General features: G+C 35.3%; 21 protein-coding genes and 1 pseudogene. 6 read left to right on the top strand and 16 right to left on the bottom strand.

What is annotated here, in order from left to right:
- Positions 1–67: 67 nt before the first annotated feature.
- From lysS to thiS, 4 genes are all read right to left on the bottom strand, one after another.
- Positions 68–1,948 carry a lysine--tRNA ligase gene (gene lysS, locus LS64_RS07155; RefSeq protein WP_237416220.1) on the bottom strand — a complete coding sequence of 627 codons (1,881 nt, stop codon included), beginning with the start codon at positions 1,946–1,948 and terminating at the stop codon, positions 68–70.
- A 37-nt stretch (positions 1,949–1,985) separates the two neighbouring features.
- On the bottom strand, positions 1,986–3,107 hold the full coding sequence (gene flhB, locus LS64_RS07150) for a flagellar biosynthesis protein FlhB (RefSeq protein ID WP_034571782.1): 1,122 nt from the start codon (positions 3,105–3,107) through the stop codon (positions 1,986–1,988).
- 321 nt (positions 3,108–3,428) lie between these two features.
- Complete coding sequence (locus LS64_RS07145) at positions 3,429–4,196, bottom strand: ABC transporter ATP-binding protein (RefSeq protein ID WP_034571780.1); 768 nt, start codon at positions 4,194–4,196, stop codon at positions 3,429–3,431.
- A gap of 33 nt (positions 4,197–4,229) precedes the next feature.
- Positions 4,230–4,430: a sulfur carrier protein ThiS gene (gene thiS / locus LS64_RS07140; protein ID WP_034571778.1), complete on the bottom strand. Its 201-nt coding sequence runs from the start codon at positions 4,428–4,430 to the stop codon at positions 4,230–4,232.
- Between the two features lie 100 nt (positions 4,431–4,530).
- Between thiS and corA the strand changes: the two genes are divergently transcribed.
- A complete protein-coding gene (corA, locus tag LS64_RS07135) occupies positions 4,531–5,496 on the top strand; it encodes a magnesium/cobalt transporter CorA (protein ID WP_034571776.1) in 966 nt (321 codons plus the stop codon).
- 28 nt (positions 5,497–5,524) lie between these two features.
- Here corA and LS64_RS07130 read toward each other — a convergent pair whose 3' ends face one another.
- From LS64_RS07130 to LS64_RS07110, 5 genes are all read right to left on the bottom strand, one after another.
- On the bottom strand, positions 5,525–6,142 hold the full coding sequence (locus tag LS64_RS07130) for an SEL1-like repeat protein (protein WP_052062472.1): 618 nt from the start codon (positions 6,140–6,142) through the stop codon (positions 5,525–5,527).
- 2 nt (positions 6,143–6,144) lie between these two features.
- Complete coding sequence (locus LS64_RS07125) at positions 6,145–8,172, bottom strand: anthranilate synthase component I family protein (RefSeq protein WP_052062471.1); 2,028 nt, start codon at positions 8,170–8,172, stop codon at positions 6,145–6,147.
- A gap of 4 nt (positions 8,173–8,176) precedes the next feature.
- A complete protein-coding gene (gene mraY, locus LS64_RS07120; RefSeq protein WP_034571775.1) occupies positions 8,177–9,247 on the bottom strand; it encodes a phospho-N-acetylmuramoyl-pentapeptide-transferase in 1,071 nt (356 codons plus the stop codon).
- A gap of 87 nt (positions 9,248–9,334) precedes the next feature.
- Entirely contained in the window at positions 9,335–11,092 is a 1,758-nt protein-coding gene (locus tag LS64_RS07115; RefSeq protein ID WP_034571772.1) for an AAA family ATPase, read from the bottom strand.
- 225 nt (positions 11,093–11,317) lie between these two features.
- A complete protein-coding gene (locus LS64_RS07110) occupies positions 11,318–11,692 on the bottom strand; it encodes a hypothetical protein (RefSeq protein WP_138127295.1) in 375 nt (124 codons plus the stop codon).
- 64 nt (positions 11,693–11,756) lie between these two features.
- Here LS64_RS07110 and LS64_RS07105 point away from each other — a divergent pair, with 64 nt between their 5' ends.
- Positions 11,757–13,847 (top strand): TonB-dependent receptor domain-containing protein, encoded by a 2,091-nt coding sequence (locus tag LS64_RS07105; protein ID WP_064773714.1) that lies wholly within the window; start codon positions 11,757–11,759, stop codon positions 13,845–13,847.
- A gap of 2 nt (positions 13,848–13,849) precedes the next feature.
- On the opposite strand, the gene LS64_RS07100 is transcribed toward LS64_RS07105, so the two are convergent.
- Complete coding sequence (locus LS64_RS07100; protein ID WP_034571770.1) at positions 13,850–14,173, bottom strand: hypothetical protein; 324 nt, start codon at positions 14,171–14,173, stop codon at positions 13,850–13,852.
- Positions 14,166–14,858, bottom strand: a complete 693-nt coding sequence (locus LS64_RS07095) for a DedA family protein (protein WP_193554429.1) — start codon at positions 14,856–14,858, stop codon at positions 14,166–14,168. Before LS64_RS07095 ends, LS64_RS07100 begins: the two co-directional genes overlap by 8 nt.
- A 74-nt stretch (positions 14,859–14,932) precedes the next feature.
- Between LS64_RS07095 and LS64_RS07090 the strand changes: the two genes are divergently transcribed.
- Positions 14,933–15,574, top strand: coding sequence for a carbonic anhydrase (locus LS64_RS07090; protein ID WP_034571767.1), 642 nt, complete (start codon positions 14,933–14,935; stop codon positions 15,572–15,574).
- Positions 15,575–15,577: 3 nt separating this feature from the next.
- Here the strand turns inward: LS64_RS07090 and sppA are convergent, their stop codons facing one another.
- The 3 genes and pseudogenes from sppA to LS64_RS07075 form a co-directional block, all read right to left on the bottom strand.
- Entirely contained in the window at positions 15,578–16,471 is an 894-nt protein-coding gene (gene sppA / locus LS64_RS07085) for a signal peptide peptidase SppA (protein ID WP_034571766.1), read from the bottom strand.
- An 817-nt stretch (positions 16,472–17,288) separates the two neighbouring features.
- Complete coding sequence (locus LS64_RS07080; RefSeq protein ID WP_034571722.1) at positions 17,289–17,555, bottom strand: hypothetical protein; 267 nt, start codon at positions 17,553–17,555, stop codon at positions 17,289–17,291.
- Between the two features lie 32 nt (positions 17,556–17,587).
- Positions 17,588–18,150, bottom strand: a pseudogene (locus LS64_RS07075) (transposase); the annotation flags it as partial.
- 474 nt (positions 18,151–18,624) lie between these two features.
- Between LS64_RS07075 and LS64_RS13970 the strand changes: the two are divergent.
- Complete coding sequence (locus LS64_RS13970; RefSeq protein ID WP_237416316.1) at positions 18,625–18,708, top strand: hypothetical protein; 84 nt, start codon at positions 18,625–18,627, stop codon at positions 18,706–18,708.
- Here LS64_RS13970 and LS64_RS07065 read toward each other — a convergent pair.
- Positions 18,677–20,230, bottom strand: coding sequence for a tyrosine-type recombinase/integrase (locus LS64_RS07065; RefSeq protein WP_118949109.1), 1,554 nt, complete (start codon positions 20,228–20,230; stop codon positions 18,677–18,679). The two genes, LS64_RS13970 and LS64_RS07065, sit on opposite strands and share 32 nt — an antisense overlap.
- A 49-nt stretch (positions 20,231–20,279) precedes the next feature.
- Positions 20,280–20,471 (bottom strand): hypothetical protein, encoded by a 192-nt coding sequence (locus LS64_RS07060; protein WP_118949110.1) that lies wholly within the window; start codon positions 20,469–20,471, stop codon positions 20,280–20,282.
- An 814-nt stretch (positions 20,472–21,285) separates the two neighbouring features.
- Between LS64_RS07060 and LS64_RS07055 the strand changes: the two genes are divergently transcribed.
- The gene (locus LS64_RS07055) at positions 21,286–21,930 is read left to right on the top strand and encodes a hypothetical protein (protein WP_034569085.1); all 645 of its coding nucleotides are present in this window, start codon (positions 21,286–21,288) and stop codon (positions 21,928–21,930) included.
- A 136-nt stretch (positions 21,931–22,066) separates the two neighbouring features.
- Positions 22,067–22,295: lysozyme inhibitor LprI family protein (locus LS64_RS07050; RefSeq protein ID WP_478210439.1), on the top strand; the 229-nt coding region annotated here is incomplete at its 3' end.

Genomic DNA, 22,295 nt, shown 5'->3' with positions numbered 1-22,295 from the left:
CCAAAGTAACGAAAGGTAACACATTGAGTTTGATTCTTAAAAAGCCCTAAAAGATAGAATCTAGATTCTAAGACTCAAGTGGTTTCATTGCGGGGAAAAGGATTACGTCTTTTATACTTTTGTTGTTGGTTAGTAGCATTACAAGGCGGTCGATACCTATGCCCTGACCCGCAGTTGGTGGCATTCCATGCGCTAACGCCCACACATAATCCTCGTCCATATACTGCGCCTCCTCGTCCCCCTTGTCCTTTTGTGCGACTTGGGCTTTAAATCGCTCCAGCTGGTCTAGCGGGTCATTTAGCTCGCTAAAGCCATTTGCGATTTCCTTCCCACCGATAAAAAGCTCGAATCTATCCGCAATCTTAGAATCTGCATCGCTTCGGCGCGCCAGCGGACTAATCTCAATGGGATAATCAATAATGAAAGTTGGGTCAATTAGCTTATTTTCCACAAAATTATCAAAGGCTTCATTTAGCAGTTTATCGTGGCTTAGGGCGTTTGGCAGCTTTAGCCCATTTTCACGCAAAAAGCATTCCAACTTTTCCTTGCTTTCTACAATGCTAGATTCTACACAGCCGATTTTAATTATAGAATCTTTATAAGTCATCACTTGAAAGTTATCAAAATTGATACTTTTATCATCAAAAGGTATCACTTTCCCTAACTTTAGTGAATCTAGCAAAAACGCAAAAAGCTCCCTTGTCAAATCAATCAAATCATAAAAAGTATGATACGCCCAGTAAAACTCAATCATGCTAAACTCAGGGTTGTGACTGTGGTCAATGCCCTCGTTTCTAAAGTTACGATTAATCTCAAAAACCGCCTCAAAACCCCCTACAATAAGGCGTTTCAGGTATAGCTCGGGGGCTATACGCAAATATCGTTCCACATCCAGCGCGTTATGATGCGTGATAAACGGACGTGCATTAGCGCCACCTGGAATAGGATGCAGCATCGGCGTCTCAACCTCTAGGAAGCCGCGCGCCTCGAAAAACTGCCGCACAAGCGAAACGATTTTGCTACGCGTGATAAAAGTGCGTTTCACATCGCTATTGACGATTAAATCAAGGTAGCGTTGGCGATAACGCGTCTCAATATCCTGCAGCCCGTGGAACTTCTCAGGCAGCGGCACAATCGCCTTTGTCAAAATTTTAAAATCAAGGGCGTGAATGCTTAGCTCGCCAGTCTTTGTCACAAACGGAAAGCCATGGACATTCACAATATCGCCTACTTCAAGCGTTTTCTTTAGAATCTTAAAAAGCTCGCCTAGCTCATTTTGGGAAAAATACACCTGCAAAAGTGCGGTGCTATCCTCGATTTTAATAAAACTTGCCTTACCCATAAGGCGAATGAATTTTACGCGTCCTTTGACCCAAACTTGCGGCGTATTTTCGTGGTGTTTATTAGAATCTTTAGAATTTTTATCGCTATTAGATTCTATATTTTGTAACTTAGAATCTTGTTGGCTTTTATGCGTTTCGTGGTTTGTGTTTTTAGAATCTTTAGAATTAGATTCTATATTATGATTTTTAGAATCTTTTGTGTGATTAGATTCTATATTTTGTAACTCTGTTTTAGATTCTGTATTCTTAGAATCTTGCATTCTAGATTCTATAACTTTTTTAGAATCTAAATTAGAATTTTGCGAATTAGATTCTATATTATTCTTAGAATCTGCACCTTTAGATTCCATATTTTGAATCGTAGAATCTTTTTGCTGGTTAGATTCTGTATTCTTAGAATCTTTTGTGCTATTTTGCATATCAGAATCTTTAGAATCTTGCGTGTTAGATTCTATGTTTTGAATATCTTTCAAATACGCAAATTTTTCCAAAAATTCTTTATTACTAAGGCTAACTTTAGCGTCATTTCGATAAGGATTTAGCCCACTCTCACGCAACATCTCCGCCTTTTTCATTCTCTCTTGTATATAAGTGTTTTTAAACATTTTTTTTGTCCTTTATCATAAATTTATTAAATTAAAACTATTGCATTTTTATACTCACACCTTGCCCCTTATTTTGCTCCATCTTTTTCATAAATTCAGGTGTTCGTCCGCGGGCTGCCTCGATTTCTACGACCTGTCTAAATAGCTCTAGGACGGCTTGAAACATCTCGCTTGGTATCATCCTATCCACATCCACAAGGCGGTAGAGTTCGCGTGCTAGCGGGGGGTTTTCGATGATGGGGATTTCGTTTTCGCGCGCGATGCCTTTGATGCGGATGGCTAGGTGGTCTAAGCCCTTTGCTACGACTACTGGCGCGCTCTCTTTTTCGTTGTCAAATCGTAGGGCAACGGCGTAATGCGTGGGGTTTGTGACCACGACATTTGCGGTGGGGATGTTGCTCATCATTTTATTCATCACATTTTTCATCATTATTTGGCGGATTTTTGCTTTGACTTCTTGGTTACCTTCTTGCTGTTTGAACTCATCTTTTACTTCTTGTTTGCTCATTCTTAACGATTTTATGTATTGATATCGTTTGATTAGAAAATCTAGCACTCCCATCACCAAGAATATCGCTAAAAGTGCGGCAATTAGGATAAGTGCCTTTTTGTAAAACCAGATTAGCTGGTGCTCTAGTGGGCTAATTGACACGCTTGGGACTTCGTTTAGAAAGCCTACAAAAATAAAAAAACCTACGCAAAATGCGATGAAAACTTTGAGTGTAATCATAAATCCATCAAGCAATTTTTTGAGTGAAAATAGATTTTTTGCTCCTTTAATAGGGTTAATTTTATCAATTTTTGGCTGGATAATTTTGAAACTCAAAAGGAAGCCAAACTGCATTACATTGCCGATGACGCCGGCTATCATAAGGGCTAGGAAAAAGGGCAGGGCGCACACCGCCGCGACTTTTAAAACCATAAAAGAAATAAAAAAAACCGCGTGTATGTCGAAGTCCATTGAGAAAAGCCGAATGCACTCGACATACAGCCCTTTGAAAATATTCACCCAAAATGGAAATATGATAAATAGCAAAAGTAGCCCGATTAGTAGCCCCATGAAACCGACTAAATCAGGGCTTTTTGCTACGCTGCCCTCTTCGCGCGCCTTTTCTATTTTGCGGTGCGAGGGGGCTTGGGTTTTCTCTTCATCTGCCATTTTGCTGCCTTTTTTGTGGAATCTTTTTATTTAGATTCTATGATTTTTACTTAAATCTGCTTTTTAGATTCTATAATTTTTACTTAAATCTAGTTTTTAGATTCTATAATTTTTTATTGAATCTGCTTTATAGATTCTATAACTTTTAGTGAATCTTTTCTGGTGGATTCTATAATTTTTATTAAATATTACTTATAAAATCCACTTTTTATTAGAATCTATTAGGTTTAGATTCTATGATTTTGCGTAAAATGATAGCATTTTTTAAAAAAGATTCTATAACGTTTAAAATCCAACCTTAAAAGATAAGCATTAATATATTTAATAGTTACCTTCCCAGTATTTTCTCCCGCGGGTGGAGTCAAACAATGTGCCTTTGTGTAAGCCCTCTCTTGCTTCAATGCCAAATTGCTTTAACGTGCCATTAAACTCGATTTTTTTATTTTGCAGTAGGATAAAGCGGTCGGTCACATCCTTTATAGAATCTAAATCATGCGTAATCATCACAATTGTCACGCCAAAATTCTCCTTCAAACTCAAAATCAAATCATCGAATTTACACGCACTAGCCGGGTCTAGCCCGCTTGTAGGCTCATCCAAAAACAAAATGCTAGGCTCACTGCAAAGGGCGCGCGCGAGTGCCACACGCTTTTTCATCCCACCGCTTAGCTCATTTACGCTTTTTTCGCACACGCTCAAATCCAAACCGACATTATGCAGCCAAAATTTCGCGATTTCAGGGTAGAGATTTGGCGGGAAATGGCTGTATTCCTCCATCAAACTCGTTACATTTTGTAACACATTTAAGCTCGAAAAAAGCGCGCCAAACTGAAACACAACGCCCATTTTCCGCATTACAACATATTTTTTAGAATCTCGCAAACTCCAAATGTTAGAATCTAAAATCTTAATCGTGCCACTTTTTGGCTTATGCAGGAAAATTAGCGTATGCAAAAGGGTAGTTTTCCCACTGCCAGAGCCGCCCAAAATGCTGAAAATCTCGCCCTTTTCCACGCTAAAACTAATATTATCATGGATAATGCTCTCGCCATAATTCGTAGTCAAGTTTGACACTTCAATAATGCTCATTTCTCGCCTTTTTTAGATTTGAAATTAAAAATCTCATCCCCCGCTGACAAATTGCAAGAGTTCGAGTGTGTCGTTTTCTTTTAATATCACAGATGACCATTCAGGCTTTTTTACGATATTTGAGTTTAGGGCGATGGCTACCACTTTAGAATCTATTCCTAATTTTTTTAGCGCATCAATCAAGCTAATGCCAGAATCTAACTCCTGCAAAACGCCATTTATTACCACTTTCATACCAAATCCTTTGCAAAAAAATATTGTGATTCTATCATAAATTGCTTTTATTTGTTATAATAGCAACACTTTTGGCTAAATTCACACTAAAGGGAAGCGTATGCTATGGGTTTATACGAAGGCAAGCAATGGTCTTGTCCAAAAGCTAAATTTTAACACAGAGGATAACATCCTGCCGCAAAACATTTTGTGGATGGACTTGCTGCACCCTAGCAGCGATGAGATGAATTATATTTCAAAGCGATTTAACCTTGAGATTCCAACGCAAGAGGAGCGTGAGGAAATTGAGCTAAGTGCGCGATATTGGGAGGATAACACGACAATTACGATAAATACGCACTTTTTGATGCGAGTAAGCGGCGAGGAATTGAAGCTTGTCAATGAAACGATTACCTTTATGATGACGCAAAATATACTTTTTACGATTAGATTCAATGATTTTAAGATTTTCGATGATATACAAAATAGAATCTTGGCAAGCCCGAAAAACTTTGAGGATGGCTATGACGTGCTTGATAAGATGTTTGAGGTGCGTGTGGAAAAGGATGCGGATATTTTGGAGTGGATTGATAAGGAGGCTAGAAAGCTGCGTATAAATGTTTTGGAGCAAAAAAGTGAGCATACGTATGATGGGTTGCTAAAAGGGATTTCAAGTCTGCAAGAGCTAAATATGCGTGTGCGTGACAGCCTTTTTGATAAGCGGCGCGCGATGACTTCGCTTATAAAAAGTGATAAGATTGATAGCGATATTAAGCGAAATTTGACTATTGTGCTAAAGGATTTGAACTCGCTTGTGGAGTTTAACGTAGCCCAGCTAAATGTGCTTGATAATATCCAAACGATACTAGCAAACCAGATTAATATCGAGCAAAATAAGATTATAAAGCTTTTCACGGTCGCCACGGTGGCGATGATGCCCCCAACGCTAATTGGGACAATTTATGGTATGAACTTTGAAGTAATGCCAGAATTGAAGTGGGAATACGGCTATCCTATCGTTATAATTTTGATGATAATTTCAACCATTTTACCCGTCATCGCCTTTAAGAAAAAGGGCTGGTTGTAGAATCTAGATTCTATAAAATTTCTCTTTATTATTTAATATTTTTATTGATTATTGCACACGCGTTATTATTACCATATTCACATGCTTTTATAAAAAACGGCAAGGCTTCTTTTTTACTTTTAGAATCTTCATTGCACGCAGTGCAATCACTTAGCAAAAGCCCTAGATTCAAACATCCAAGTGCTAATTTATTATCGCAAGATTTTTTATATAGCTCCTTTGCTTTTTGTAAATCTTTTTTTACTACTTCACCACTCTCAAACGCACTGCCTAAGCCCACACACGCATTCATGTCGCCATTTTCGCAATCATTAGTGTTATATTCAAAAGCTTTTTTATGTATTTCTTTGATTTCTATATCACTTTTTTCATTCAAAATTTCATAAGCACTAGCTAATTTTAAGCAATACACGCCATCTTTTTTATCGCATTTTTTCTTGTATTCACTTACTTTTTCCTTCAGCTGTTTTTTAAACTCTTTTTGTGTTTGGCTTTCCTCTTCTTTTTCTTTGTTTTCTAATTCTTTTGTGCTAATAAATGGATTTTTTTGTGTTGTTATAGAATCTTGCTTACTTTGCAAATTTTTTTGCTCAGCTACACAAGCCACAAAAATAATAAAAAAGCTACACAATAACAATACTTTCATTTTTACCCTTTTATGTCTATTAATATTTCACGCAAGGCTTGCATTTTTTTGCATGTTTCTAGGTATTCGGCTTCCTCATTAGAATCTATTACGATTCCAGCGCCGGCTTGTAAATAATATATCCCTAGATTCTCGGCATTTTGAGAATGAATACCTTTATAAACACAACTACGCAAGGTAATCGCAGAATCTAAGTCGCCATTTCGCGTAAAATACAAAATCGCACCCGAATAAATCCCACGCGCATGGGTTTCGTAAAGCTCAAGCTTTGAAATTGCCTCAATTTTTGGCGCACCACTAATCGTCCCAGCCGGAAAACACGCCTTAAAACAATCATTCACATTTTTGTCCGCCGCAATCTCGCCACTCACCTGCGAAACGATGTGCATAACGCTTGAATACCGCTCAATCACGCGAAACGCATCAATTTTCACACTCCCCGGACTTGCACTCCTGCCGATGTCATTTCGCCCTAAATCAACCAGCATCAAATGCTCCGCACTCTCCTTTTCATCGTTTAATAATTCATTTGCCAACGCATTATCTTCACTTAAAGTCGCACCCCGCCGCCTAGTCCCCGCAATAGGACGCAGCGTTTGCACGCCATTTTTGCACTTTAGCATGACCTCAGGACTAGCCCCGATAATCTTAAAATCGCCGAAATCAAGGAAATACATATAAGGACTAGGGTTATTTCGCCGCAGTTTTTCATAAAAGCTAAGCGGATTTAGGTTACTTTGAATGCTCATAGCGCGGCTTAAAACGCACTGCAAAAAAGTGCCTTTATAAATTTCATTTTTTATAACTTTTACATACTTTTTATACCATTCTTTAGAATCTTCATAAAGAATTTTAGATTCTAACTTTTTAGATTCTATGGTTTTAATATTTCTAACTTTTTGCATTTTAGATTCTATATTTTGCAATCTCTTTTGCGTGTCAAATTCGCCCCCTTTAAACGCAGATACAACGATATATGCCTCATCAAAAAAATGGTCAAAAATAATGCACTCTTTTGGGAACGCTAAAATAGCCTCTGGTGCGTCATACAGGGCGTTTTTGCTAAATGTTATGTTTTCGCATTCACTAAAAAATTCATAAGCCACATAGCCTAAACCACCAAAGGGCAAGGGCAAATCTTGCAATTCTTGTGGCAAATTTGGATACATTTGACGAAACATCGTGGCTAGGGTTAGAAAGTCGAGTTTAGATTCTATAGAATCTTTTGTTGTTGTGGGCGAAGATGTGTGCTTAGAATCTAATTTAGATTCTATAAAGTTAGGATTTTTAGAGTTTTTTATGGAATCTAGTTTTGTTTTAGATTCTATAAAATTATGATTTTTGGAATTTTTAGTAGATATTTCGCTACACTCAATATGACGATTATTAGGATTTTTAGAGTTTTTTGTGTGTTTAGATTCTATATTTTTGGAATCTTTAGAATCTAGATTCTGTATTTTTTCTTTTATATGTTTTAAAATCGGTGGTAGAACTTTATAGCTATCTAAGTTACATAAATCATAACTTTTTTTAGAATCTTTGTAAAAATATGTGTATTTTTTTTCGGCATTAGAATTCGCAACATTAGATTCTATAGAATCTGATTCTATAAAGTTAGCTTTTTTAGAATTTTTTTTGCTTTTAGATTCTATATTTTCGTGGTCATTAACCCACCCTCCATCGCCCACCCTAACGCAAGGGAGGGGGGAATTAGCTTTTTTAGATTCCATAAATTTAGATTCTAAACTATCTTTCACCAGCATAAAATTTGTGCTTAAAACAATAATAGAATACCGCCCTTTGCCACTTTGAAGCGAAGCAGATTCTAATAAAAATTTCGCCTTAAAAAACTTATACAAAGACAATGCAGTGTGCATATTCGCATTCACCCTTTTAAAGCTCAAAAGCCCCTTAGAATCCGCCGATTCCATAGAATCTAAACGCCCTTTAGAATCCGCTAAAGAATCCCCTAAAAGCTTAGAAACAACCGAATCTAAATCCCTAGAATCCACAAAAGATTTTTTTTTCATTTCCTTACCTTATTTTTAACGTAATCAACGCGATGATATTACTCAAAATTGCGATTATCCAAAAGCGAACGATGATTTTATTCTCCGCCCAGCCTTTCACTTCAAAGTGGTGGTGGATTGGCGCCATTAGGAAAATGCGTTTGTGACGCAATTTGTAGCTACCGATTTGCAAAATCACTGAAATTGTTTCAATTACAAAAACAAGTCCCATTAAGATTAGCAAAATTTCATTCTTAGACACAATCGCGCAAAATGCGATAAATCCGCCAAGTGCAAGGCTGCCGCTATCACCCATGAAAACTTCGGCAGGATGGCAGTTATACCACAAAAAGCCAAAGAGTGCGCCTATCATTGCAAGGCTTAACACCATTACTTCGCCGCTGTCCGCGATATGTGGCCAAAGCAGGTATTTTGAAATTTCCGCGTTGCCCCCCACATACACGAACACGCTAAGGCTGAAAAGGACGCAAATGCTAGGGATTGTCGCTAGTCCGTCAAGTCCGTCTGTGACATTGACCGCGTTTGTCGTGGAGAGAAAGACTAGCACCCAAAAGGCGATAAATAGGGCTGGAAAGCCGCTTAAATCAAGGATTGCGCTTTTTATCATTGGCACGTAAAATTCCATATTTAGCCCGGCGTAGTATAGCCATGTGCTTAGCACAATTGCGACTAATGCGAGCAAGGCAAACTTCGTGCGGGACTTCATTCCAGCGTTTTTTCTAGCTGAGATTTTCATATAATCATCGCGAGCCCCGATTAGCATAAAAGCAAGGAGCGTGGTTAGCCCGATATGCACGAAAGAATTATCAAGCCGCGCGGTTAAAAGACTAGCCATAATCGCGGAAAACACGAAGACTAAGCCGCCCATTGTTGGCGTATCTTTCTTATTTTCGTGTGCTTTTATAGAATCTGAAATAGGCTGGCTTGCCTTTTTGCTTTTCGCCCACGCTATGAAATGCGGCATTAAAAACACACAAAGCAAAAATGCGATAAAGAAAGCTAGTCCAGCGCGAAATGTGATGTATTTGAAAATAGCGATATTTGATAAGCCATGTGCGTAAAGTTCGTATAACATTCTTGCCCTTAAAGTTATGGAATTTATAGTTTTGGTTTTAAACTAAACCTATTTTAGAATCTAGATTCTATCCTATTTTTATGGATTCTAAAAACTCTCTTCGCCGTTTAGAATAAGGGCGATTTTTTCCTTGCTAATTTTTTCCTCATTTATTAGAATCCTTGCGATTTTATGGATATTTTCGCGGTTGCTAATGATAAAGTCGCGATGCTCATTTAAAGTAGATTCTAAGATTTCTAGCTCATCTTCTTCGTCCGTTATCAAATGCTCTGCCATGCCGTATTCTACGCACATTTTACGCGCGACGTGTTTGGCTGATTCTAAATCCACTTTTGCTATGGTCGAAGATTCTAAGCCATTTACTTCGAGCGCAATATAGCCACTCAAAGCAATTTTAATCTGCGAAATAAGGTCGCTACGAAGGCTATTTTCATCAATTTTTATACTTTGTGGAATCTGCATTAGCGAAATCTTTTGAAAATCAGGGCTAAACCAGTATTTTGAAATAGCCTTCGCCGCGTTATAAATCGCCATAATTTCCTTTTGCTGTTCGCTTAATGCGGACTTTCGGCGTTTGCCAAACATCACCTTATCACTAGAATCTAGAATATCTTGCATTGTGATTTCAGCACGATTGTGCCGCAACGCGTTAAGGGCGGCTTCATTGACAAGACTAGCCAAATTTGCCCCACTAAAGCCAACGCAAAGCTTTGCAATCTCGTGCAAATCAAGGTTATGCGCCCTATTTCGCAAATGCACTCGCAAAATATCTTCACGCTCCTTAATATTTGGCAAATCAACGAAAATCCGCCTATCAAACCGACCGCTACGCAACAACGCCTTGTCAATGACTTCAGCGCGATTTGTCGCGGCAATGACGATTATCCCACTTTGCTCGCTAAAGCCATCCATTTCGGTCAGCAGTTCATTTAAGGTCGATTCCCACTCGTGATTGTTAGAATCTCCGCTACGCGTTTTTCCTATCGCGTCAATCTCATCGATAAAAATAATGCTAGGGGCATTTGCGCGCGCACGGGCAAATAAATCACGCACACGTTGCGCTCCCACGCCCACATACATCTGCACGAATGAACTACCACTCTGGTAGAAAAACGGCACACCACACTCCCCAGCAATCGCCTTTGCAATCATCGTTTTACCCACGCCCGGCGCTCCTACAAGCAACACGCCCTTTGGCGGATAGATTCCCAAATCTTGATATTTTTTAGGATTTTTTAGATAATCGACAATCTCTAGCAAATCGTCTTTCACATCGCTAATGCCGGCTACATCGCTAAATTTCACGCTACTTTTAAGCGGCTCGATATTTAGGCTCATATCGTTTTTGCGTGGCGTATCGCTTAGAATCTGGAGTTTGTGTTCGCGGTGTTTATTAGCGATAATCTCGTTTGCACGGCGTATTAGACGCTCTTTTTTCTTTTTTTCTATCAAATGTTTGTATTCAAAAATAGGCGCGATAATAATGGCTAATGCGATTAGAATCTTAACACTCAAAGGGAGTTTTGTAGTGATTTTTGGCGTGTTTTTAAAGGACAAATTAAGGTAAGAAAGGTTTAGAATCTGCCCATCAATTTGCGCATTTTCGCTAACTAATAAAGATTCTAAAGGCAGGCGGTAAATATGATTAGAATCATCGTAAAAATACCCAAACTTGCTATCAAAGGAAATCTCGTTAATGTCGTGTTCTTGCGCGATTTTTTTAAGCTCTGGCAGTGATACTTCAATGCTTTTATCTTCTAGGATTAAAAGCGTAACAAGCACGCCCACCACAACCCAAAGGCTTGAAACAATATAAAATTTATACTTATAAAATATCTCTTTCATTTCGCTACTTTTTAGATTCTATATTTGTGGAATTATAACGATAAAATGTTGTATTTTATGTTATTCAATCTAAAATTAGGGTATTTTTGTAACATTATCTAAAATTGTATAAGATTAATTATTAAAATTCTATACAAAAATTTTAATAAATAATATAATGTTTTCATTATCAATTTTAAGGAGAAAGTATGAAAATTAGTAAATTTTCAATTATATTGCTTGGTATTATTTCACTAAATGAAATAATGTATTCTGGTGCAAATAAAGAATTAAATATTTTAAAATCACCTGGTGATTACGAGAGAGAGAGAGAGAGAGTAACGCACGCGTTTTAGGCAAGGCAAACTCTAAAGATTTTATAGAATCTAAACGCATTGTAGAATCTAGCTCAAAAGATTCTATAAAATGCAAGAATGTAGATTGCCACGAAATTTCTCGCAATGACTTATTAAAGTTAGCCACGTTAGATTCTAAGATTCTAACCCTAGCGGACAACGAAACTTCGCAAACAACGACAAACACAGCAAACACCGAGCAAGCACAAGCCACAAGTGAAAACACAAGTGAAACAACGCAAGATACAAAGCAAAGCGAAGCCAAAACCTACCGCCTTGACGCCGTTACAGCGACTACGGTTACTACTGCTAGTGGTTACCAGCAAGATATTAGAAATGCCCCAGCCACCATTTCTATCGTGCCACAAGAGGAGCTAACTAGCCGTCCTATCCGCGATTTAGGCGATGCCTTGCAAGAGGTGCCAGGCGTGGCTACGACTATTGATAAAACAGGACAAAGCGTTATTTCTATGCGTGGGCTTGGTAGTGGATACACATTGATTCTAATCGATGGAAAACGTCAAAACACTTCGCAAGGCTTTGGCGGACGTGGTATTGAGCCACAAAGCGTATTTATGCCACCTGTATCAATGATAGAGCGAATAGAGGTGATACGCGGACCTGCTTCACTGCTTTATGGTAGCGATGCGATGGGCGGCGTTATCAATATTATCACAAAAAAAATGCCTGATAAGATTACAGGAAATGTAATGACAGATATGCGGATACAAGAAGATAACGCCACTTGGGGTAATCAATATGGTGCAAATGGCTATGTAAATATCCCTATAATCAAAAATGTATTTGGTATAAACCTGCGTGCTGCATATAAAGGTGGAGAGCAAAATAGCTTTTGGAAACGCGATGTAAATGGCTATGACCCACAGCGAGAAAGTAATAATGCTAGAAATAACCCATATATTTCATGGTCTCCTACAGGTTATAGGACAGCTAATATCGGCACAAGGCTTACATATATTTTAGATTCTAAAAATAGCTTTTACTTTGATGGTGAGCTAAATTGGAATCTTATGGGTTCTATGAATACAAGTGGGGCGGCGGTAACCCTTGTGCGTGAGTTTTATAAAACAAATCTAATACTAAATCACGATGGAAATTACGACTTTGGTAAAATAAATACATATATGCAATATGTAAATACGCTTCAGCTCCCACACCAGCTAGGCACAGCGGCAAATGGCACACTAGGTAATATTTGGCTACCGATAGTGTGGGATACGACTGCTACTTCGGCAGGACAGCTAAATGACCCAAGCAGGGCTTTTCAGCAAAATGATAGACTTGTGCTAAATAGCAACTGGGTAAATGACTATGATTTAAACACGTGGGGGACAATCATTGCTAATGCAGGTGTGTATTACGAGTTTGAAAGCCTTAGAAAAAAGGTAACAAGTGAGCAAATGCTAAGTGGCACAAACCTACATCAAAATCTACTAGCTATCTTTGCAGAAGGTGAATATATCATAAATGATTCTATAAGCACAAATTTAGGTTTGCGTTTAAATTATTTGAATCTATCAAATGGTCGTGGGAATAAGTTTAGTCCTAATCCAAGATTCTATGTAAATTATTCTCCGCTTGATATTTTAACCATAAAATTTGGTATTGCAAGTGGTTTTTTAACGCCTAATATGGCATTGCTATATGATGGCTTTTCAATTAATAGTAGCGGAACAACAAATACATATAATTATGGAAATATAAATTTACAGCCTGAGAATAGTTGGAATTATGAGCTAAGTTTAATAAGTGATACAGAATATGTCTTTGTAAGTGCGACAGGATTCTATACTGATTTTATAAATGCGATACGAAGCACAAGTTATAGTCCCGGCACACTTATGCCAAATGGGCAAACTTGTAATGTTGGAGCTACCACTTGTAGCGTTAGTGATAATGTGGATAGAGCTATGAGTGCTGGGCTAGAGCTTGCTGCTAATATGAAACGCATTTTAGGTATAGGCTTTGATACCACATATAGCTTTTTACACACAGAACAACTAAGTGGAAACTCAAAAGGAATGCCGCTAAATAAAGTCCCAGCACACACTTTAACAATGAAGCTAAGCTATAAACTAAACGCATTTGATATATATTTACGCTATGTAGGGAAATTTATGACACCTACAAAAACTTCAGTCGCCCAAGATAGAGAAATGGAAGCAATCGGTCAATATTTTAAACCCATAAACTTAGTAGATTTAGGCACTAGCTATAAATTTGATAATAAATGGACGCTAAATTTTATGATAAATAACTTATTTGACCAAAAATTCACCGACTTTATTATGTATGCAAATCCATCAAATACCTTACCAAATGGACAAGGCATAGCAAACCGCTACCAAAGCCTAATCCCCGGACGCAACTACTGGGTAAGCGTAAGCCTTGATTTCTAACTTTAGTCTAGCACCTTATAATAATGCAAGGTTATCTCATTTGTGTTGGTTGTGAAAAATTCGACTGCTACTTGCCTTCCGCTTTGCGTTGTTAGTGTTTGCGTTTGCCCTTTGGTGTTTAGAATCTGTTTTAAGGATAGATTAGATTCACTAATTTTTTGTATATCATTATTTTGCAAAACTTTTGCTATATCACTTTGCACATATAATAAAATCACAAAACCTAACGACATAATCACAAGAGCAAAAGCAATATCAATGCTAAGAAACGCCTTGCTTTTAGAATCTAAATTGCTAGATTCTATATTTTCAAAATCCCTAAACATCCTTAGAATCTTTTTTGCGGAAAAATTTCCACCATATCACATACACACAGCCTACGATAAAGACGCCAAGAAGTGTGTAAATGCCTATAATTCGCATATCTTGCTTTATGCCTAGCTGCATAGAATCTTTTTGCCCCTTACCAAAAGCATTTGCGATTTCTTCTATATTTAAAGCGCTAGAATCTCCAAAAGTAACGCCCAAATAATATCCAAAAAAACTTAAAATACTAACCCAAATCCCCGCACCCAAAAGCGTAAAAATGCAAAACCTAGCCAAACTCATACGAGCCAAGCCAGCAGGGAGTGAGATATAATGCCGCACCACAGGGATTAGCCGTCCTATGAATGTGCTAATTTCGCCATGACGATTAAAAAACTTCTCCGTTTTTTCAAGGCTACTCTCTTTCATAAAAAAGTATTTTCCATACTTAGTAACGAAGATTCTACCAAGCTTAATTGCAATATAGTAGTTACAAAGCGCGCCTGCTAGCGAGCCAAAAGTCCCTGCCATTATTGCCAAAACCATATTCATTTTCCCTTGAAACGCTAAATATCCTGCAGGAATCATCACGATTTCACTAGGCAGTGGCAATATAGAAGATTCTATAGCCATCAAAATAAATATGCCAAAATAGCCCAAATACTCGATAGTATCAAGCACGAATTGAATAATTGAATCTATCAAAATGCGACCTTTTATCAAAATATAACAAACATTGTATATAATCATAGTGACAAAAATGTAAATAGGAGATTTTTATGAATGCTTTATTTCAAGGAGCGATTAAGTTTTACGAAGAGGATTACAATAATGAAAAGGATTTTTTCGAAGGATTGCAGGAAAATAAGCCGCACACGCTATTTATCACTTGTGTAGATTCTAGAATCGACCCAAATCGCTTGACGCGTAGTAAGCCAGGCGAGCTATTTGTGATACGCAATATCGGTAATATTATCCCGCCTTTTAGTGAGATAGAGACACAGGAGCACTTTTTGGCTATCACTTCAGCGATTGAGTATAGCATTAAAAAGCTAAAGGTGAAAAATATTATCATTTGCGGACATAGCAATTGTGGGGCATGCACTTGCGTTTATAAGCCTGAAATGCTAGAAGAAATGCCTTATGTCAAAAAGTGGCTAGAGTTTTTAAAGCCTACAATTGAGAGCGTGGCAGCGATGGGCGAGACAAGCGAGCATAAAAAGATATGGCTAACCGAGCTGCAAAATATAAAACAGCAGTTAGTGAATCTACTAACATATCCATTTGTAGAATCTAAGTTTAACCGCGGCGAACTGCACATCTATGGCTGGTTTTACAACATTCAAAGCGGACAGATTCTAAACTATAACTTTATCAAAAATGACTTTAAGCCTATCGCTGGGGATAGCGTAATGGTTTAGATTCTAAAATGCTCGCATCTGCGGCATTAGAGCGTTATAAGATTCACTAAAAAAAACTTTAAATGCCCTGCTAGAGACAGAATCTATATAGCTTTGAAACTTATCTTTTTTAAGCCAAATAGGCTCATCCACGCCACTAAGATTCCGTAATTCTTTAATTGCAGAATCCATACTGCCGATGCTATCAATAAGCCCAAGATTTAGTGCATCGTGCGCGTTAAACACCCGCCCATCCGCAAAATCTTTAGAATCTTTGCTCCTCAAACGCTCCCCACGCGCGGAAATCACATCCGCACAAAACATCTCATAATTTTGCCTTGTCAAAGTCTCAATCATCTCACGCTCATCCGCACTCCAAGCGCGAGTAATTGTCCCTGCCTCCTTATATTTCCCAGCAGCAGCGCCCTGCGTTTTGACGCCCAGCGTCCTCATCACATCCTCGATATTTACGCCGCTAAAAATTACGCCGATAGAACCGATGAGCGTGCCGCGGTTGGCATAGATTTTGCGTGCATACATACCAGCGTAATACGCGCCACTTGCCATCAAATTCTGCACATAGGCTACCACAGGCATTTGCTTATCAAGTTCGGCAATCATATCGGCAATCTCAACACTCGCTCCCACCGCACCTCCGGGCGAGTTTATCACAAGCAAAACGCCCTTAATGCTAGGATTTTTTTTAATTTCCTCAATTTCCTTGCCAAAGGATTCTGCCTCCATAATGGGAAAATTAAGGTAGAGCTTGGCTAGATTAGGCGTCTCGCTCACATTTGGGGCGAAAAAAATAGGAAGCAAAAATAGCAAAATAAGAGCCAAAATAATGCCCTTAAAATACGTGGTAAAAAAACTTAGAATCTGCGTTATAACGCTACATATTTTTTTTAAAAAGTTCATTTTGCGCCTTTTGTATGTTGAAATCTATAAGATTTGTAATTATGCCTTAAATGATTTAAGATTACATAATAAGACGGGCAATATATTATATTTCATAACTTTTTTAGAATCTTTGTTATGGTTTTTAGAATGTAATCTATTTTTTTTTTTTTTTTTTTTTGATGTTAGATTCTATATTTTTATCATTATATTGAAATAAATGAGAAAATTCGCTTTATTTTCATGCTGAACGTTAAACGAAATATCTACGTTTTGCGGATTTTTAGAATCTATATTTTTTAACCTAAACGCTCAGCCACCACCATTTTTTAAGAGGGATTATAGAATCTAAGATTTTATAATTTCATTTTTAAGATTCTAAAAATCTTATTTTATACTTTACTTGCCAAATTTCCTAAACGCCCGTCAACCATCTTTTTTTGATAAATACATAGATTCTAAGATTTTAATTGTGTTTTAAAATTGAGAGAATTATAGAATCTATTTATATGCTATTGCATTTTTAACGGATAAGATTCTAGATTTTGCTAACTATGGATACTAAAATATTATTTTAGATTCTATAAATAAATTATACTTTTTTAATCTACAATATCGTTATTTACGCACTTTTAAAGCTAAAAAAAGTAAGTTAGCAAAATTGCTGACTGCCAATTTTGACTGCTAACTTAAGCTATCCTTAAGATTTCAAATAACATTAAGATTCTAGCAACTAAAAATCTTAAATGAAATTATAACAAATCATTTCAAAATAAAAACTTAAATAAAACTAAAATAAGAAAACTTTAAGTATAAAGTAGAATTTAGAAACTAGATTCTATTCATTCCAAAAGTTAGAATCTAGCAAAATCTTATCCTTGCTACCCTTGCTACCCTTGCTAATATTTATATTTTGATTTACGCAGGGGGGACGTGCTAAATCTAATACTTTTCCTAAATCTTTTAAAGTCTTGCTAACTAACTTTAAATCATTGCTAGTCTTTATATTCTTAGCAATTTCTTTAAGATTTAAAAGCATTATTTCACTATGTAAAAATACTCTATCTAGTAGCAAAGGATATTTATTAGAATAGTAGCTTATCAATTCCTTTTGAATTTGCTTAGGCTCAAGACAACTTATAGCCTATACTTTCTAATCAATTTTAGTAAAATTTTATACAAATCTTTACCTTCATTTTTCTAAAGAAACTTCGTTTTCTGTTTCTTTTAAATGTAGGTAAAAATTTTCTTTTTTTATACCTAACATTTGCTAATCTGTGTTTTGCATAACCCCAAAAATTTTCGATTCCATTTATGTGATTTTTACCATTTACAAACTCATTTTGACTGCAGAAACTTCGTTTTACTAAAGAAACTTCGTTTTCTAAAGAAGCTACGCTTTCACTATGTTTTACTCTATAATTCGCTAATGCTCCAAAATCTCCTAAAGCGTCATAAGATTTCCAAATATCAATATGGTTTCGCTATAAATTATAGAATCTTTAAGGCCATAAAACTGCGTAATTATCGGCATTAGCTCGGTCTCGGAGCAATTTTTTACAATCTGCGTATAGACTTTTCCATTGCGTTTTAGCATGCCATGAAATTCCACAAGGACAAAAACAGGTGTTTTTTTTACTAGCTTCTCTACCTTTTTTACCCTTCACTCTTTTTGGTCCAAAGTAAGATTCATCTACCTCAAAACGCAGTTTCTTTAGAAAACGAAGTTTCTTTAGTAAAGCGTAGTTTCTTTAGAAAACGAAGTTTCTGCAGTCAAAGCGTAGCTTCTTTAGTAATTTCACCTTTTAATTGTGAAATTTTTTCGCATTCTTTTGGCATTAATTTTTGAATTTCTTTGTTAGCAATTTCAAAGAAAAGCCAAAAGAGAGCATCTTTTTTAACCCTTTAGAATCTTTTAGCTTTAAAGAAATAAAAAAAGAAATTACACAAATTAGCTATCAAGGAGTGTTTTAATGTATAATGTGGATTTGTATTGTTTGGATGAGTTACTCGAGCGTAAAGTGGTTTCTAGCAAACAAGAAAATTTAAAACAAAAGAGTTAGATTATGATGTTGTGATTTCTAAGATTGAATCTTAGATTCTAAAAGGGCGTGGAAAATTTGGTAGTGAGTGGTTTTTAGTAAAGCAGACGCCTAAAAATAGGAAAAATCACAATGCAAAGAAAGGGCGGAGATAGTGATGGCAAAGATGCTAAAATGTTACAATTTAAAATAAATTCTTGTAAATTTTTGAGATAGAATAAATTATAGAATCTAAGATTATAAAATCTTTGTGAATTTCAATATCATTAGTCTTATTAGTTTCATTAGATTCTAACAATTCTTTTAAATTTGTAGAATCTAATTCAACATTTACCTTTTTGCTAGAATCTAGCATATAGCTATCACTTGCTACCATTTGCAACTTATTATCATTTGCTACCATTAAGCTATCGATATACCCAGCCCAAAAATCCATTAGCTTCTTTTTCATTAATTCATAAGTAGCAAAATTATAACTTCCTTCGCTTCCTTGCATTGTAGAATGTGCTAAACAAGAATCAATAATATATTTATGTATATTATGTTCTAAACCTTTTTCATTTAGAATTGTAGAAAAAGCCTTGCGTATGCAATGCAAGTTAATATTTAGCTTCCTTTTTACCATTTCACTAATCACTTGCTTAAAAGTATTTTGACTTGCTCTTGTAGTATTTTTGTAAGTTTTAAAGCTAGATTCTAAATTCTCAAGCTTTACCTTGCTATAGAAATATTTATTTGCAAATCTAGAATCTAGATTATATTTTTTAGCAACTTGCAAAAATAACTTACGTCTATCCCCCCGCTTCCATTCAATACCTTTTAAGGCTTTTTTACATTCTTTTAAGGCTTTTATCACATTTGAAATGTAGATTTTATGACTTGCTAAATTTCTATCAAACACAAAATTAGAAATCTTACATTTTTGCATTTCTTTTAAAATTGCAATAGCTCCAGCATTCAAGGGTAAAACAAAATCTTGCTTATTTTTCATTTCACTACCCTTAAGCCTTAAAAGCCTTTTTTCAAAATCTATATGCTTCCATTCCAGCATTACAACATTTTTTAAACGCAATGCAGTGTATATTGTAAATAAAACCATTTTAAAAAGCAATGTATCCTTAATGTGTGTTTTATACTTTTTATTCACAAAATCCACATTTAGCAAGGCTTTTAAATCATTTTCACTAATTGAATCTAGCTTTTTATATTTATGTGTTTTGTAGCTAATCTTGTAGTCAATTTCCAAAAACACATTTCTTACAATATATTTTTTTTCTTTTAGCAATCTAAATATATTTTTCATAAGAATGAAAATCTTATCAGTATATTTGATTTTCTTTTGCAACTTATCCAGCCAGCTTCTTACAAATGCTTCTGTAACATTATTACATTTCACATTTTCAAAGTATGGCAGCACGTGTAGCTTAAACATTCTTTTATAATTTGCAATCGTTTCATTCCTTAAATCCTTGCTTTTTAAATACATTTCAAACGCTTCCAAAATGTGTAAATCATTTTGATTTTTTTTCATAGTAAGATAATCTTTTAAGCTTAAATAGCTATCTTTGAAATCCTTGCTATTCAACACAACTTGCATTTCCTTAACCTTTGCTTTGCTAGAGTCTAAATCTAAGTTAGAATCTACCTTGCAAAGTGTTATCATTTGTGTTTTCTTATCTTTTGTGAATCTATACACAATATTAGCATTTACGCATTTTTGCGAGTATTGCAATAGCAAGGATAAGCCTTTGCATTCCTTGCAACTAATAAGCTTATTGTTTAAGCTTTTATGATTTAAAGTAGAATTCTAAAAACTCTACCTTGCAATCATTAGCAAAACTTTTAAGCAATCCATTATTGCTATTTTTAAGCAATCTTAGATTTTTCCTTAAGTCGCTTCCATTATCCAAAATCTTAATCACAAATTCATAAGATTCTACAATATCCAACACGTCCGCTTTTGAATTAAAATTCAACATTTTTTTATCCTTAAGTTTAAATTTTAATGTTACACAATGTAACATTTTTTTTAAACGCTTTTTACACGCTCTTTCTTTTGACGCCCTTAACGCTCTTTTTTTTTAAGCTCTTTTCATTTTTTTGCCCTTTTGATTTTTCCAAACTTTTTACACACATCTTTAGATAGCGCGTTTTTTTGGCGTGAGTTTGCCCTTTGCAATTTTTGTGTTTTGTAAGATTTTTTGTCAATATATCTTAATCTTAAATAAAACTTAAGCAAGTCCTTAAAACGCCCAGCTTATCGCATTTTTTGCTACTAACAATTTTACTAACAATCTTATTAGATATTTATATGCTTTTTTTGGCAGATTCCATTGATTTAAGAATCAATGAATTTTAAAAGTGTGTATTTTGTGATATTTTGTAAGATTATTCTATCATTTGATTAATATAATGAAAACAAAAGAGCAAAAACGTTACAATTTTTCTTAAAAGTAGCTTAAAATTCATTTTTTATCTCATAGAATCTATTAACTTTATGTCACACTTAATATTATTTTAGATTCAAAGGGTGTGAAATGAGAATATTTATAGTGGTGATATTAGCATTAACATCAAATATTTATAATAAAAAATTATGGGATTAGAAGATACAAGTATAATTTCACAATGTATTTTTGAGCTAAATAATTCTTATTGGATACATATAGCCATTAGCACTGATAGATGGAAAAAGACAAAAAATAAAATTAAACCAGATTTTTTAATAAAGCCAAAAGGAGCTGTATATTACGTATACAACGGAATTAATCTTAATTTTTAAACGGAGTGATAATGAAAAAATTAGTATGTTTGTTTGCAAGTGTTTTGCTATGGCAAAATCTCTATGGAACGTATTTGTATAATATAGATATTACGACAGATACAGGTGAATTTATCAAGGCAGGAGAATACTCAAAACGCTTTGATGGGCTGTGTAAGGAAATGAAAGATGGCTATATTGAATCTATAAACAATAGATATTATGAAAATAAAATCTCATATCTGCAAGATAGACAAAAGGCACAATCTTTACCATTAAAAACTAATAAAGCAGGGTGGCGATATAAAGATTTATGCGAAGTTAATAAGGAAAGATGTAGCACAGGAGATGAAAATAGCATACTTTATCGTCTCTATATTTTTGAGAATCAAAGCCTTGATGAAGTATATGAGAAAATACGCCATTATACAAATTATATGAGTAGCAATGATGCGCAAAACTTTGAAGAATTGATACCCAAAATACCAAACAAAGATTTTCAAGAAATCGTAATGATACAAATCGATTATGAAGGTAGACGTTGCTATATGCACGATGATAAAACTTTATGGATTTCACTGCAAGCAGACGTAGGTTATAATGACTTTGCATTTTTTCAAACAAATAAAGGTGTAGAAGTCTTATTACATTTCACTTGGGGATATAATTATGACTAAAGAAGGTGGATAAAGATACAAAACATTATAGATTCTATTATGAATATGTAGCCAAAATAAAGAGCTTAATTAGTATCTTAGATTATAATATGCTAGAATTTGTCAAAGTAAATATTTTAAAAGTTTAGGAAATCTTATGAAACATTTTATAATAATATGTTTATTTCTAAATATAATCTATGCGGAATCTATAGAATCTAATGTTTCTCCTAAGCCAAGTTTCCCTTGTATTAGAGCTACTACAAAAATAGAAAAGATTATTTGTACTGATGAAAGTGGAGAATTACAGAATCTAGATTCTGATATGAATGAAGTCTTTAATATAATTATGGGAAAATATGACTTAGCTTATATGAATAAAAATA

Origin of the sequence: Helicobacter saguini, assembly GCF_000762875.2 — a bacterium.
Classification (GTDB): domain Bacteria; phylum Campylobacterota; class Campylobacteria; order Campylobacterales; family Helicobacteraceae; genus Helicobacter_A; species Helicobacter_A saguini.
Note: the sequence above shows the minus strand (reverse complement) of the source record. Positions and strands in the feature narration are given on the sequence as shown.

What these genes read in the sequence shown, in the direction of transcription:
- LS64_RS07145 (WP_034571780.1), bottom strand. Translation starts at nt 4,196, where the DNA reads ATGAGCATTATTGAAGTGTCAAACTTGACTACGAATTATGGCGAGAGC.
- sppA (WP_034571766.1), bottom strand. Translation starts at nt 16,471, where the DNA reads ATGAACTTTTTAAAAAAAATATGTAGCGTTATAACGCAGATTCTAAGT.
- LS64_RS07090 (WP_034571767.1), top strand. Translation starts at nt 14,933, where the DNA reads ATGAATGCTTTATTTCAAGGAGCGATTAAGTTTTACGAAGAGGATTAC.
- flhB (WP_034571782.1), bottom strand. Translation starts at nt 3,107, where the DNA reads ATGGCAGATGAAGAGAAAACCCAAGCCCCCTCGCACCGCAAAATAGAA.
- LS64_RS07055 (WP_034569085.1), top strand. Translation starts at nt 21,286, where the DNA reads ATGAAAAAATTAGTATGTTTGTTTGCAAGTGTTTTGCTATGGCAAAAT.
- lysS (WP_237416220.1), bottom strand. Translation starts at nt 1,948, where the DNA reads ATGTTTAAAAACACTTATATACAAGAGAGAATGAAAAAGGCGGAGATG.
- LS64_RS07115 (WP_034571772.1), bottom strand. Translation starts at nt 11,092, where the DNA reads ATGAAAGAGATATTTTATAAGTATAAATTTTATATTGTTTCAAGCCTT.
- LS64_RS13970 (WP_237416316.1), top strand. Translation starts at nt 18,625, where the DNA reads ATGCAAAGAAAGGGCGGAGATAGTGATGGCAAAGATGCTAAAATGTTA.
- LS64_RS07100 (WP_034571770.1), bottom strand. Translation starts at nt 14,173, where the DNA reads ATGTTTAGGGATTTTGAAAATATAGAATCTAGCAATTTAGATTCTAAA.
- LS64_RS07060 (WP_118949110.1), bottom strand. Translation starts at nt 20,471, where the DNA reads ATGTTGAATTTTAATTCAAAAGCGGACGTGTTGGATATTGTAGAATCT.
- mraY (WP_034571775.1), bottom strand. Translation starts at nt 9,247, where the DNA reads ATGTTATACGAACTTTACGCACATGGCTTATCAAATATCGCTATTTTC.
- corA (WP_034571776.1), top strand. Translation starts at nt 4,531, where the DNA reads ATGCTATGGGTTTATACGAAGGCAAGCAATGGTCTTGTCCAAAAGCTA.
- thiS (WP_034571778.1), bottom strand. Translation starts at nt 4,430, where the DNA reads ATGAAAGTGGTAATAAATGGCGTTTTGCAGGAGTTAGATTCTGGCATT.
- LS64_RS07125 (WP_052062471.1), bottom strand. Translation starts at nt 8,172, where the DNA reads ATGAAAAAAAAATCTTTTGTGGATTCTAGGGATTTAGATTCGGTTGTT.
- LS64_RS07130 (WP_052062472.1), bottom strand. Translation starts at nt 6,142, where the DNA reads ATGAAAGTATTGTTATTGTGTAGCTTTTTTATTATTTTTGTGGCTTGT.